Source organism: Paraburkholderia sp. 22098, from assembly GCF_052045935.1.
Lineage (GTDB): Bacteria > Pseudomonadota > Gammaproteobacteria > Burkholderiales > Burkholderiaceae > Paraburkholderia > Paraburkholderia caledonica.
Genome location: NZ_JBQEPV010000008.1, coordinates 210219 through 223638, shown reverse-complemented (window position 1 = coordinate 223638; position 13420 = coordinate 210219). Strand labels below are relative to the sequence as shown.

At 62.7% G+C, this 13420-nt stretch carries 12 protein-coding genes; 9 read left to right on the top strand and 3 right to left on the bottom strand.

Features of this window, described 5'->3' with window-relative positions:
• The first annotated feature begins 19 nt into the window (after positions 1–19).
• The 8 genes from ACTJLB_RS18770 (at position 20) to ACTJLB_RS18735 (ending at position 9440) form a co-directional block, all read left to right on the top strand.
• Positions 20–949, top strand: a complete 930-nt coding sequence (locus ACTJLB_RS18770; protein WP_408192587.1) for an SMP-30/gluconolactonase/LRE family protein — start codon at positions 20–22, stop codon at positions 947–949.
• A 73-nt stretch (positions 950–1022) separates the two neighbouring features.
• Positions 1023–2402, top strand: coding sequence for an MFS transporter (locus ACTJLB_RS18765; RefSeq protein WP_440784142.1), 1380 nt, complete (start codon positions 1023–1025; stop codon positions 2400–2402).
• A gap of 45 nt (positions 2403–2447) precedes the next feature.
• The gene (locus ACTJLB_RS18760) at positions 2448–3599 is read left to right on the top strand and encodes a porin (RefSeq protein ID WP_088173838.1); all 1152 of its coding nucleotides are present in this window, start codon (positions 2448–2450) and stop codon (positions 3597–3599) included.
• Positions 3600–3611: 12 nt separating this feature from the next.
• The gene (locus tag ACTJLB_RS18755; RefSeq protein ID WP_408166488.1) at positions 3612–4658 is read left to right on the top strand and encodes an amidohydrolase family protein; all 1047 of its coding nucleotides are present in this window, start codon (positions 3612–3614) and stop codon (positions 4656–4658) included.
• Positions 4655–5935 carry an MFS transporter gene (locus ACTJLB_RS18750; RefSeq protein WP_408412153.1) on the top strand — a complete coding sequence of 427 codons (1281 nt, stop codon included), beginning with the start codon at positions 4655–4657 and terminating at the stop codon, positions 5933–5935. The genes ACTJLB_RS18755 and ACTJLB_RS18750 overlap by 4 nt, the downstream gene beginning before the upstream one ends.
• Positions 5932–7170 carry an MFS transporter gene (locus ACTJLB_RS18745; RefSeq protein WP_087751150.1) on the top strand — a complete coding sequence of 413 codons (1239 nt, stop codon included), beginning with the start codon at positions 5932–5934 and terminating at the stop codon, positions 7168–7170. Before ACTJLB_RS18750 ends, ACTJLB_RS18745 begins: the two co-directional genes overlap by 4 nt.
• Before the next feature lie 12 nt (positions 7171–7182).
• Positions 7183–8505: an MFS transporter gene (locus tag ACTJLB_RS18740; RefSeq protein ID WP_392393647.1), complete on the top strand. Its 1323-nt coding sequence runs from the start codon at positions 7183–7185 to the stop codon at positions 8503–8505.
• A 2-nt stretch (positions 8506–8507) separates the two neighbouring features.
• Positions 8508–9440, top strand: coding sequence for an amidohydrolase family protein (locus ACTJLB_RS18735; RefSeq protein ID WP_440784141.1), 933 nt, complete (start codon positions 8508–8510; stop codon positions 9438–9440).
• A 150-nt stretch (positions 9441–9590) separates the two neighbouring features.
• Here ACTJLB_RS18735 and ACTJLB_RS18730 read toward each other — a convergent pair whose 3' ends face one another.
• Positions 9591–10535 carry a LysR family transcriptional regulator gene (locus tag ACTJLB_RS18730; RefSeq protein ID WP_440784140.1) on the bottom strand — a complete coding sequence of 315 codons (945 nt, stop codon included), beginning with the start codon at positions 10533–10535 and terminating at the stop codon, positions 9591–9593.
• A gap of 131 nt (positions 10536–10666) precedes the next feature.
• On the opposite strand from ACTJLB_RS18730, the gene ACTJLB_RS18725 reads away from it, so the two are divergent.
• Positions 10667–11380, top strand: coding sequence for an SDR family NAD(P)-dependent oxidoreductase (locus tag ACTJLB_RS18725; protein WP_440784139.1), 714 nt, complete (start codon positions 10667–10669; stop codon positions 11378–11380).
• Positions 11381–11454: 74 nt separating this feature from the next.
• Here the strand turns inward: ACTJLB_RS18725 and ACTJLB_RS18720 are convergent, their stop codons facing one another.
• Complete coding sequence (locus tag ACTJLB_RS18720) at positions 11455–12441, bottom strand: ABC transporter substrate-binding protein (protein ID WP_408173854.1); 987 nt, start codon at positions 12439–12441, stop codon at positions 11455–11457.
• 58 nt (positions 12442–12499) lie between these two features.
• Positions 12500–13408, bottom strand: coding sequence for an SMP-30/gluconolactonase/LRE family protein (locus ACTJLB_RS18715; RefSeq protein ID WP_408488211.1), 909 nt, complete (start codon positions 13406–13408; stop codon positions 12500–12502).
• Positions 13409–13420: the final 12 nt, after the last annotated feature.

The following is a 13420-nucleotide window of genomic DNA, read 5'->3' as shown; positions in this document are numbered from 1 at the left end:
CCGCAAGAGAAAACCCATCATGTTCTATCTCATCTCGCCCGAAATACGCACTGCGGAAGTCTTCACGCGTATGCCGGACAAATTCCGCAAAGGCGACGTCCAGACCGATTGGGCGCGCGCCAATCGCGGCGGCGTCGCCACGGACTCGTTTCTCGAAGGCCCCGTGTGGGACCCGGCGGGCTATCTGTTCGTCACGGACATTCCGCACGGCCGTGTCTTCCGGATTTCGCCGTCGGGCGAGTGGGAACTCGTCGTGCAATACGACGGCGAGCCGAACGGAATGAAGCGCTTCGACGATGCGCATCTGCTCATCACCGACTATCGCAACGGCCTGATGCTGCTCGACATCGCGCGCGGCGAAGTGCGCCCGTTTCTCGAGCGGCGCAATTCCGAGCGCTTCAGGGGCGTGAACGATCTCACGTTCGATTCGAACGGGAACCTGTACTTCACCGACCAGGGGCAAACGGGGCTGCACGATCCGACGGGCCGCGTGTACCGGCTGTCGGCGGACGGCAGGCTCGACTTGCTGCTCGGCAATTGCCCGAGCCCCAACGGACTCGTGCTGTCGCCCGACGAAAAGATTCTCTTTGTCGGGATGACGCGCGGCAATTGCGTGTGGCGAGTGCCGCTTCAGGCAGATGGTTCCGTCAGCAAGGTAGGGCAGTTCTTCACGTCGTATGGCCCGAGCGGTCCGGACGGACTGACCATCGACACGCAAGGGCGACTCTTCGTCGCGAATCCGGGGCTTGGTCGCGCGTGGGTGCTGAACCATCGCGCGGAGCCCGTCGAAATTCTGACCAGTCCGGAAGGCGCTTCGCTTACGAATCTGTGTTTCGGCGGCGAGGACATGAAGACGCTGTTCATGACCGAGTCCGTTTCGGGAACGGTTCTCAAAGCTGAAATGACGATTGCCGGACCGCTTCCGAAGCGGGCCGGGCGAACCGTCTGATCGCGCAGCGGGCGCGAGCGCCCGCGATACATCAATACATTTGCGCCGACAGAAGCGCGATGGAGGAGCAAGCATGACCATGTCGCACACCCTGCGCGCCGACGGTGCCACGCGCCAGACAGAAGCGCCGCCCATTGCCGGCATCGCGAGCGAGGACTACGCGGCCAGCGAGCGCACGCTCGCCAAGGCGTTCCGGCGAATCCTGCCGTTCATCTTCATCTGCTACGTCGTCAGCTATCTCGACCGCACCAATGTCGGGTTCGCCGCGCTGACGATGAACAAGGATCTCGGTCTGACCTCCGAGCAGTTCGGCTTCGGCGCAGGACTGTTCTTCGTCGGCTATTTCCTGTTCGAGATTCCGAGCAACCTGATCATGCAGAAGGTCGGTGCGCGCGTGTGGATCGCGCGCATCATGATCACGTGGGGTCTCTTTTCGATGGCGACGGCGTTCGTCGTCGGACCCAAGAGTTTTGCCGCCGCGCGCTTCCTGCTCGGTCTCGCCGAAGCGGGCTTCACGCCCGGCATCTACCTGTATTTCACGCACTGGTTTCCGGGCAAGTGGCGCGCGAAAGTGACGGCTGCGTTTCTGGTCGGCATCCCCGTCGCGAACATGATCGGCTCTCCCGTTTCGGGCGCGCTGCTCGAACTCGGCGGCCTGCATGGATTGCGTAGCTGGCAGTGGTTGCTGCTGATCGAAGGCGGACCGGCCGTGTTGCTAGGCATCGCCTGTCTGTTCGTGCTGGCCGACCGCCCCGAAAAAGCGAAGTGGCTCACCGACGAAGAGAAGTCGTCGCTTGCGAAGCGTCTCGCGCTCGAACAGGGCGACATCGGCGCACGTCACGGCAGCACGCTGCGCGACGCGATGACCAACTGGCGCGTGTTCGTGCTCGCGTTCATCAACTTCTGCGGCATCGTCGGGTCGCTCGGCGTCGGCCTGTGGATGCCGCAGATCATCAAGCAATTCGGCGTCGCACACACGGTCGTGGGCTGGCTCACGGCGATTCCATATGCAATCGGCGCAGTCGTGATGCTCTGGTGGGCGCGCGTCGCGAATCGCTCGCAGAACCGCATTCCGTATGTGGCCGGCGCGCTGGTCGTGGCGGCCGCCGCGCTGTGCGCGAGCACCTTCCTCGACGCGCCCGTGCTGAAGCTCATCGCACTCTGCTTCACGGTGAGCGGCATCCTCGCTTTCCAGGCGACCTACTGGGCCATTCCGTCCAGCTTTCTGACGGGGCGGGCCGCGGCCGGCGGCCTCGCGCTCATCGTGTCCGTGGGCAACCTCGGCGGCTTCGTCGGTCCGTCGATGATCGGCGCGCTCAAGCAGCTCTCGGGCGGGTTCACCGTGCCGCTGCTCGCCGTGTCTGGTGTGCTGCTGCTCGGTGCGCTGACCATCGCCTGGCTCGGTGATCCGGGCGCCGACGCAGGCGAAGCGCCGTCGGCTCACAAGGTCTGATCCACGCATTCAAAACCAATCCATAAAACTCTGTTTGGAGACTCCATGCTGTTCAAAAAAGCCAGCCACAACGTCAACACGAACGTCCGTTTCATGCTCGGCGCAGTCGCCGCCGCAGGCGTCAGTCTTACCTGCGGCGCTGCGCATGCGCAAAGCAGCGTCACGCTGTACGGGATCGCGGATGTTGGCGTCGAACACATCAACAATACGAGCGCTGGCGGCGCACAGACGCGCGAAGTGTCGGGCAACCTGTCCGGCTCGCGCTGGGGATTGAAGGGTGCCGAAGACCTGGGCGGCGGCATGAAGGCCATTTTCCAGTTGGAAAGCGGTTTCAACATCAATGACGGCACGACCGCTCAATCGACCAGAGGTCTGGGCGCCAATGCTGCGACGACCGCCCGGCTATTCGGCCGGCAGGCGTGGGTCGGTCTTTCGTACAAAGGTCAGCAACTGACTTTCGGCCGGCAGAACTCGCTGCTCTACGAACAGGCCGTTGCGTTCGATCCGATGGGCGCATCGTCGCGCTACTCGGTGCTGTCGCTCGACTACGCGATGGCCGGACGCATCGACAACTCGGCGAAGTACACCGGCGTGTTCGGGCCGCTGACGGCGCAGGCGATGTACAGCACGCGCTACGACACGGGCTATGGCGCCGAAGTGCCGGGCGCGGAAATCACGGGGCGCTTCTTCAGCGGCGCGCTGACTTTCGCGCAAGGTCCGTTCGCGGCGAGCGTGTCGTACGAGCAGCGCAACAGCAACACGGTCGCGACCAACACGGGCACCGAGCGTCGCGCGACGGCGGCCGCTTCGTATGTGATCGGACCCGTGAAGGGCTTCGCGGGCTACCGCTATCTGCGTGCATCTAATGCGTTCCTGCCTGTGAACCCGATCGTCGTTGCAAACGGCTCGCAAGCCAGCGCTGCGAATCTCTACTGGGCGGGTGCGCAGTACAACGTGACGCCCGCGTTCATTATCACGGCCACCGGTTACTACCAGGACGTGCATTCGACGGGTGCCGACCCGTGGCTCGCGGTGCTCTGCGCGGACTATTTCCTGTCGAAGCGCACTGACCTTTACGCAACCGCGGGCTTCGCTCACAACAAGGACAAGTCCACGCTTGGTGTCAATGGCTACGGTACGGTCGCGCCCGGATATAACCAGACGGGCATCACGATCGGCATGCGCCAGAAGTTCTGACGAGAAAGCGTAATGCAGATAGTCCATGCGCCCCATCTTCCGGTTCGAGAGGAGTGGCTTGCCTTGCGAAAGGAGCCTGTTCTCGAGCCTGAATTGCCGATTGTCGATGCGCACCATCATCTGTGGGACCGCCAGACCGGGCGGTATCTCGCGGACGAGTTCCGCAACGACGTGGCGAGCGGGCATCGGGTCGTGTCGACGGTCTACGTGCAATGCCGCTCGATGTTGCGCGAGGACGGTCCCGAGGCGATGAAGCCCGTTGGCGAAGTGGAGTTCGCCAACGGAATCGCCGCGATGTCCGCGAGCGGCGCGTATGGACGGACGCGCTGCTGCGAGGCGATCGTCGGCGGTGCGGATCTGACGTTGGGCGCTGAACTCGATGCGGTGCTCGAAGCGATGTTGCAGGTATCCGGCGGACGCCTGCGCGGCATCCGCAATCCGCTCGCGTGGCATGCGAGCCCTGAAGTGAGTTCGAGCCCCGTGACGCCGCCGCGCGACCTGATGGCAAATCCGGCTTACCGGCAGGGTGTGAGGGCGCTCGGCCGCTTTGAGTTGTCGCTCGATGCATGGGTCTATCACACGCAACTCGACGATCTGTATGAACTCGCGCGTGCCGCGGATCGCGTGACGGTCGTTATCGATCATTTTGGCGGTCCGCTGGGTGTCGGTCCGCACGCTGGTCAACGCGCGGCGGTTCGCGCCGAATGGCAGCGAAAACTCGCGCGCCTCGCGAGCTTGCCCAACACGCGCATCAAGCTCGGCGGCGCGGGCATGAACGTATTCGGCTTCGATTTCGCCGCGCGCGAAGTGCCGCCTTCGTCCGAGGAACTGGCCTTTGCGTGGCGGCCGTATTTCGACACGTGCGTCGAACTGTTCGGCGTGAATCGCTGCATGTTCGAAAGCAACTTTCCCGTCGATAAAGGGATGTTCAGTTACGGCGTGCTGTGGAACGCCTTCAAACGACTCGCGTCCGCGATGTCCGCCAATGAAAAAGCCGCCCTGTTCAGCCGGACTGCGGCGGCAACCTATCGCCTCGCGATTGCCGGAGACAACACATGAAAACGAGTGCAACGGTTGCGACAACCGAATTCAAGGACGGTGCCGAAGCCAGGGGATTGAAGAACATCACGGGCATCGAGTGGCGCTCGCTAACACTTGCGGGACTCGGCTGGACGTTTGAAAGCTACGACTCGTTTTTGCTTTCGCTTCTGCTGCCGACGCTCGCTCTTCAGTTCGGTCTGAGCAAGGCGCAGCTCGGCCTGTTCACGAGCATCACGGCGGCAGGGCAGATCGTCGGCGGCATTCTGTTCGGTTATGTATCGGACCGGTTGGGGCGTGTGCGTACCGCGTTGCTCTGCGTCGGCATTTATTCGCTGTTCTCGGGTCTGCTTGCATTCGCGCCGAACGAGCACTGGTTCGCGACGTTGCGCTTCTTCGGCGCGTTGGGCATGGGCGGCACGTGGACGGCGGGCGCCGCGCTGATTGCCGAGACATGGCACGCGAGCCGGCGCGGCAAGGGCGGCGCGCTGATGCAGATGGGATTGCCCATTGGCGCGATCCTCGCCATCACGATTTCAGGCATCGTCAGCGGCGTGAATGACGGACTCGGTGGAAATAGCTGGCGTCTGCTTTTTCTGATCGGTGCGTTGCCGTTCTTCATCCTCTTCTGGGTTGCGCGAAAAACGCCTGAATCGCCGATCTGGCTGGAACGCAAGCAGGCGAAGACATCGGTTAAAAACGTGCACGCGACGAGCAGCGACACGCTCAATGTGCGCGGACTGCTGACGGCGTTCGGCTTCATCTTCTTTCTGCAGTACCTATACTGGGGTGTCTTCACGTGGACACCGACGTTCCTCGTCACGGTGAAGCATCTCGACTTCGTGCATAGCCTGAAATTCGTGCTTGCGCTGCAGTTCGGCGCAATCAGCGGATTCCTGCTGTTTTCTGCTTTCGTCGACCGCCTCGGTCGACGTCCGATGTTCCTTGCCTATCTGCTGGTCGGGGCGGGGGCCGTGGGCGTGTACATCGTGTCGTCGAATGCGCTGCTGCTGATGGTCGCGATCTTCCTGACGGGCTTCAGTGTGAACGGCATTTTCGCGGGTGCTGGTCCGTTCCTCGCGGAGATTATCGGCAATACGGCGTCGCGCGGATTCCTGATGGGCCTCGCGTATAACGGCGGCCGTCTGGGCGGCTTCATCGCGCCGTTGATTATCGGCTCGCTCGCATCGACTTCCGGCGGATTCGTGCTCGGACTCGCGACGACCATCGTCGCATTCGTCGCCGCCGCCGTCGTCGTGTTCTTCGCACCCGAAACGCGCGGCAAGGCGTTGTCATGACGATGACCGCGCAAACCGGTTTCGTCAGCAGACTGTTTCCGGCGCTTGCCGAGGCGTCGCTGCGACGCTATCTGAGCGGACAGGTCGCGTCCGTGCTCGGAAGCTGGACGCAGAACGTCACGCTAAATCTGCTCGTGTATCACCTGTCGGGGTCGGCGGCGATTCTCGCGCTGCTCAATTTTCTGCTGTACGGACCGCAACTGATCGTCGCACCGATCGCCGGCTCGCGCATCAGTTCGGCCAATGCGAAGCGCGCGACGCTGTGCGTGCTCACGGCGTCGCTGGTGCTGACGGCCAGTCTCTTCACGCTGTCGCTGCTCGGCGTGCTCGGCGTGAAGCTGATACTCGCGCATGCGCTCGCCATCGGCGTATCGAGCGCTGTTGAGACGCCCGCGCGCCAGGTTTTGCTGCTGACGAGTCTCGAAGATCCGACGCATACGTCGAACGCCGTGGCGATGAACACGATGGTCTACAACGTCGGCCGGATGGTCGGCCCGACGATTGCGGGTTTCGTCTATCCGACGCTCGGACTGAGAACATCGTTTGTGATTTATGCGGTGGCGCTCTGCTTCATGGCGACATGCGTGCGTTCGATCAGAACGGCCTCGGCGGCTCGGCCCGCGCGCGCGGACAGCAGCCTGCGCGACGCAGTCGGCTACGTGATGTCCGATGCGTTCTCCGCCCGCTATCTGCCGATACTCGCGTGCATCGGTTTGTTCGCGGGCAGTTACCAGACACTCGTGCCGCTGCTCGCGGACCAGGGGTTCCACGACGCGGCGCGTTTTACGGGCGTGTTCTTCGCGTGCGCGGGCGCGGGTTCGCTGAGCGCGGCAATTCTGCTTTCTTCGGCGATCGGCACGTCGGCGTCGCGAAGATTCATCGCGTGGGCGCCGTGGACGGCCGTCGGCGCGCTCGCGTTGCTCGCCGCGACATCGGAGGCGGCAGCCACGGTGCCGGCGTTTTTCGCACTCGGTTTCAGCCTCACGTTCGCGGCCACGTCGACGAACGCGACCATCCAGCGGCAATGCCCGGAACACGTGCGCGGCGGGCTCGTCGGCATGTATGGGATGGCCTACAACGGCACGATGCCATTCGGCTATCTGCTCGTCGGGACCGCGTCCGAAGCGCTGGGCGTACGACACACATTTGCAGCCATGGCGGTGGTGCTCGCCAGCGGTGTCATCGCCGTCATTGCATGGCAACGATTCACGAATCAGCGCGCAGGCGCACAATAAACGGAGACGACGATGCAAACTGGATTCATGGACAAGTCCGCGATCGAGCGCCGGACGATACGAAAGGTCGTCTGGCGACTCATTCCCTTTCTGATGGTGTGCTATCTGCTTGCCTTTATCGACCGGGGCAACGTGGGCATGGCGTCGCTGCAGATGAATCATGACCTTGGCATGTCGGCGAAGGTGTTCGGCTTCGGCAGCAGCCTGTTCTTCATTTCCTACTTCTTTTGCGAAGTGCCGAGCAACCTCGCGCTGCAAAAGTACGGCGCGCGTATCTGGATCGCGCGAATCATGATTACGTGGGGCATCGTGTCTGCAGCGACCGCGCTCGTGCATAGCGCGACGTCGTTCTATGTTCTGCGCTTCCTGCTCGGCGCCGCCGAAGCGGGTTTCTTTCCCGGCGTGCTGCTGTATCTCTCGTACTGGATTCCGGCGTCGTATCGCGCTCGTATCGTCGCGACGTTCATGGTCGCAATTCCCGCCGCGAGCTTCATCGGCTCGCCGATTTCGGCGCTGCTCCTGCAGATGGACGGCTTCTGGGGGCTGCGCGGCTGGCACTGGCTGTTCATTCTCGAAGGCGTCCCGACCGTGCTGCTAGGCGTTGCGTGTCTGTTCATGCTGACCAACAAGCCGGAGAACGCTAAATGGCTCGACGACGACGAGCGCACATGGCTCGTCAATGCGCTCGTCAGCGAGCAAAAGGCTCCGAAGAAGGTGCCGTCGCTTCCGCTCACGCAACTGTTCCGCAATCGCTACGTGTTGTGTCTCGCACTCGTCGACACATGCGCGTCGGCGGCGGGGAGCACGCTGTCCGTGTGGCAGCCGCAACTGCTCAAGTCGTTTGGTTTGTCCGTCATGCAGACAGGCTTGCTGAACTCCGTGCCGTACGCGGTCGCTTCCGTCCTGATGGTGTACTGGGGACGCCGCTCGGACCGGGTCGGCGAGCGTCGCTGGCACACTGTAGTACCGATGCTGCTGATTGGTGTGGGTCTGTTCGCGACGTCGCTGAGCGGCTCACTTGTACCGACGGTCTGCATGCTGTGCGCGGTACTCGTTGGCGCCTATTCGTTCAAGGGCCCATTCTGGGCGCTCGCCACGGACATGCTGTCCAACAGTGCCGTGGCAGCAGGCCTCGCGACGGTGAACGCGATTGCAAATCTGCTTGGCGGCGGACTGATGGTGAACGTATATGGATGGGTGAAGGAGGCGACTGGAAGTTATGCGCTGGCGTTGATGCCGCTCGCTATCCTCACGCTCGTCAGCGTCGCGACCTTGTTGCTGTTGACCCGCAATAATTCGGCAAACCGTCTGGTCAGCAAGACGGGGACCATTTGAGCATGACTGTTCCCACGAGACGCGAATTCCTCCAGTTCGCCGGCGCTGCACTGATGTCGGCAGCGCTGCCGAAGCTGGCCGCCGCTGAAGAAACCTGGTCGAGCGGCACGGACCGGCCGGCGTTCAGGTTGCCCGAAGGCGCCATCGACTGTCACATGCATATTTACGACGATCGCTTCCCGGTCGCGCCGGGCACGACGCTGCGTCCGCCGAATGCCACGGTCGCGCAGTACCGGCTTCTGCAGACGCGCCTGGGTGTGAAGCGCAATGTGGTCGTCACGCCGTCGACGTATGGAACGGATAACCGCTGTACGCTGGAGGCCATCCGGCAGTTCAGCGGCAATGCGCGCGGCGTTGCCGTCATCGACAGTTCCGTGACCGATGCGGAACTGCAGAACCTGGACCAAGGCGGCATTCGCGCGATTCGCTTCAACCTGAGCTATCCGGGCGCAACGACGCTCGACATGCTTGCGCCGCTTGCCACGCGCATAGCCAATCTCGGCTGGCATATCGAACTGGTGGTGCAGGGCGCGCGGCTGCCGGAACTCGAGCGGCATTTGTCGGCACTGCCTTGCCCGCTCGTCATCGACCATATCGCGCATGTTCCGGAACCCGGCGGCCTGTCGTCGGACGCTTTGCGCACCGCGAGGCGCCTGGTCGAGAAAGGCAATACGTGGATCACGTTGTCGGGGCCGTACGTCGACAGCAAGGCGGGCGCGCCGGCATACGAAGACGTTGAGCCTGTCGCGAAAGCGCTGATCGAGATGGCGCCCGAGCGGATGCTGTGGGGTACCGACTGGCCCCATCCGACGGAGAAGACGCATAAGCCGGATGATGCGAGCTTGCTGGACACGATCGCGAACTGGATAGCGCGGCCGGATTGGCAGCATCTGATCTTCGTCGCTAACCCTACGAAGTTGTATGGATTCGCGTAGCGTGCCTCGACCTCGGCACGGGTGCGACGCAAAGCGGTGCGAGGCAGAGCGCGAGTCAGTTCGACGTGACTCTGGCGCTTGGCGGACCCCACGACGCGACCGACGACCACCGAGGTCGCCCGATCTTCCAACTGAAACCGGAACGTAACGTCAATCGCGAAGCAACGGCGGCATCGAGTCAGAAGAATAGGCCGCCGCACACACTTGCATCACTTCTGCGCGAAACCAGCGATGGGCCGGGTCCTGATCGAGGCGCGGATGCCAGATCGCCGAGACGCTGAAGGCGGGCGTGCGCACTGGAAGCTCGAAGCTGTCGAGGCCGTTTGCTAAGGCATGATCGGGCGTGAACGGGTTGGCCAGACACGAATGCGGGACGACGGCGAGCAGGTCCGACTGGCGAGCAATTTGCATCGCACTGGTATAGGTCGGCACCTCCATCAGCACTGTTCGCTGTAGATCCAGTCGTGCCAAAGCCGCATCGACCGCAATGGTGCGTGAGGTGTGCACATGGCCGTATGCACTCCAGCGCTCGAGGCTGATTCCGGTGGTGCCGTCCAGGAGCGGATGGCCACTCCGGCAGACGCCCACATAGCGATCCCTGAAGAGCAGGCGCGTAATCATCTCGGGAGCCGTGGTCCTCACCGTGCCGATCTCCAGATCGATCGCGCCTTCCCGCAGCGGCTGCGCAGCCCAGTCCGGCTTGGGCGTGAATCGAAGCTGCACACCGGGCGCTGCCCGGTGAATCCTGTCCATCAAGGCCGCGCCGAGCAGGTCGATGAAACCCTCACCCGCGCGCACGACGAAGCTTCGATTCAAGGTAGTGAAGTCGAACCGGCGGTCGGCGGGACCAAGTGTCGCCTCCGCTTCGCGGGTCAGTGAAGAGACGCGCTCACGAAGCTCTTCGGCATACGGAGTAAGGATCAGCGCTCGCCCGGCCTGTACCAGCAGCCGGTCTCCAGTGAGGGTGCGCAGCCTGGTCAGCGTGCGGCTCATTGCCGACACGCTGAGGTTCAACTGCCGGGCGGCTCCTGTAACGCTGCGTTCGCTCAGCAGCGCGTCCAGGGCGGGAAGAAGGTTCAGGTCGACACGTGGCATCTGTCGAGGATAGTGCAAATCTGGCTAGGCAGGGCGTGCGGTGCAATCGTCGATTGCAGGCGAGGCGTCTGGTGCAAAGCAGACACCGCAATCAGAATTGCTGAGACCAACCGACGAAGAAGGAAAGCCCTATGCTCGAAGCCGCTCAACCTGCTCATGTTCCTTCCATCCTGCTGATCGGCGCCTCTCGTGGCCTCGGTTACGCAATGGCCGCGGAGTTTCTCAAACGAGGCTGGCACGTCATGGGTACGGTACGTGGCGGGCGCACGTTGCTGCATGACCTAGCCGATGCGCATCCGGGACAGGTCGAGATCGAAACGCTGGACATCACCCGGCCAGACCAGATTCGGGCGCTGCGCGAGCGCCTCGCGGGCCGCACGTTCGACGCGCTGTTCGTAAGCGCCGGCACGACCAATCCGGATCCGACTCAAACAATCGGCGAGGTGTCGACCGAGGATTTCGTGAACCTGATGATCGCGAATGCGCTCAGTCCCATGCGCGTTGTCGAAACCTTGTGCGACCTCGTTGATGCGGCGGGTTTGATCGGCGTGATGTCGTCGGGGCAGGGCAGCATTGCCGACAATGAGTCGGGCCAGCGCGAGGTTTATCGCGGCAGCAAGTCGGCGCTGAACCAGTTCATGCGCAGCTATGCAGCACGTCACGCGGAACCGCCGCGTGCGATGGTGCTGATGGCGCCGGGCTGGGTACGCACAGACCTCGGCGGGCCGGAGGGGCGGTTGTCGGTCGAAGAGAGCGTTCCCGGCGTCGTGGATGTACTGCTGGCCAAACGTGGCCGCCCCGGCCTGGAATTTCTCGATTATCGCGGCCGCACCGTTCGGTGGTGAGGCGGGGGCGGCCGCTCGTTGCGAAGACCGCGCGGCACCCTCCGCTCGGAGCCGGACGCAATTGTCGGAGCGCGCTATTTTTTGCCGTCCACTATTGCGACCACTTCGTCGCGCGTGTACTCCTTGTTCGCAAGTGCGCCGCTCGGCGTTTTCGCAAGGACCGCATCGAGCTCGTCGGGCTTCACTTCCAGCACCGGCATGCGAATGTCGTGCGGCACCTTCTTGCCCGCGAGAACTTGCTGCGTGACCCAGAACGCGAACGACGACGCGCCTGGCGGTATCGTCACCGACATCGTTTCATAGCCGCTCTTGCGCTGCTCCGCCCACCACGCTAGCTCTTCCTGACGATTACCGAGGATGATGATCGGCGTAGGCCGCCCAGCCGCCTTGATTGCCTGCGCGGCACCGTAGCCGTCGCCGCCTTGCGTGACGACGCCATCGATCTTCGGCAGTGTCGGCAGAATGCCCGCGACCTGTTTTTGCGCAACGGTTTGCGTCCAGTCGCCATGCACCGAACCGACGATCTTCATGCCCGGATACTTTTTCATTTCGTCGACGATGCCCTGATGAATCTCGTCGTCGACAGAGACGCCTGCAAGCCCGCGAATTTCCAGCAGATTACCCTTGCCGTTCAGGCGTTTCGCCAGATAGTCGACCTGCATCCGGCCCATGCCCTGAAAGTCTACCGCGATGCGATACGCGCACGGCTCGGTGGCGATGCCATCGAACGATACGACGGTCACGCCTGCGCCGCACGCCTGCTTGATGACGCCGTTGAGCGCGGTCGGCGATACGGCGTCGACGGCAATTGCCTTGAAGCCTTGCAGGATGAGGTTTTGTATCTGCTGGACCTGCTCGGTCGCCTGGCTTTCAGCGGTCGTGAAGCTGGGTGCGGCCGCGACGACTTTCTGTTTAACTGCGGCGTCTGCGACGTTGGCCCAGCTCTTGAGCATCTGCTGACGCCAGCTATTGCCGGCGTAATTGTTCGACAGCGCTATCTTCACTGACGATGTATCGCCGGTCGCGACCTGCGCCGACGCGGATGCAGCCGCCAATGCCATGCATGCCGCCGTCACTACCTTGATGAAAGTGTGCACGTACCGTCTCCTTTGTTATCGATCAGCGCGCCGCGCCCCGCACGCCTACATGCAGCGCATATACGGATGAAGTCGCGGTTATGAAAAGCCGATTGCGCCGCGGCCCGCCGAAGGTCAGGTTCGCAACGACTTCGGGAATCAGGATTTTGCCGAGCAGCGCACCGTCCGGCGCATAGCAATGCACGCCGTCTTCGGCGCTCGTCCATACGTTGCCGTGCTCATCGACACGCATGCCGTCGGGCACGCCGCTTTGCATCTGCACGAACACGCGGCCATTGCGCAATGCGCCGTTGCTCGCGACATCGAATACGCGTATGTGACGTGGCGCATTGTCGTCGTGCGATGCGGCCGAGTCGGCGATATAAAGCTTTGATTCATCCGGCGAAAACGCGAGACCGTTCGGCTTCACGAAGTCGTCGGAAACGAGGCGCACCTGCGGATCGCCGGGCGACACGCGATACACGTTGCATCGCCCGATCTCGCTGTCAGAGCGATATCCTTCGTAGTCACTAATGATTCCGTAGTCGGGGTCGGTGAACCAGATTGCACCTTCGGAATCGACGATCACATCGTTTGGCGAGTTCAGCCGCTTGCCTTCGAAATGCGAGGCGATGACGGTGATGCTGCCGTCATGCTCGGTGCGCGTGACACGCCGCTCACCGTGCTCGCAACTCACGAGCCTGCCTTCGCGATCGCGCGTATTGCCGTTGCTGTAGTTCGACGGCGCGCGGTACACGCCGACGCCCATTCCCGGCGCCCAGCGCAGCATGCGGTTGTTCGGAATGTCGCTCCAGATGAGCAGATCGGTCGCCGGAAAATACACGGGGCCTTCGGCCCACAGGCATTCGCCGGTTAGCTTGTCCATCGACGCGTTCGGCTGAAGCAGCAGCCTGAAGCGTGGATCATGCACTTCGTATTCGTTGTTTTTCATGTCTCCTATTCC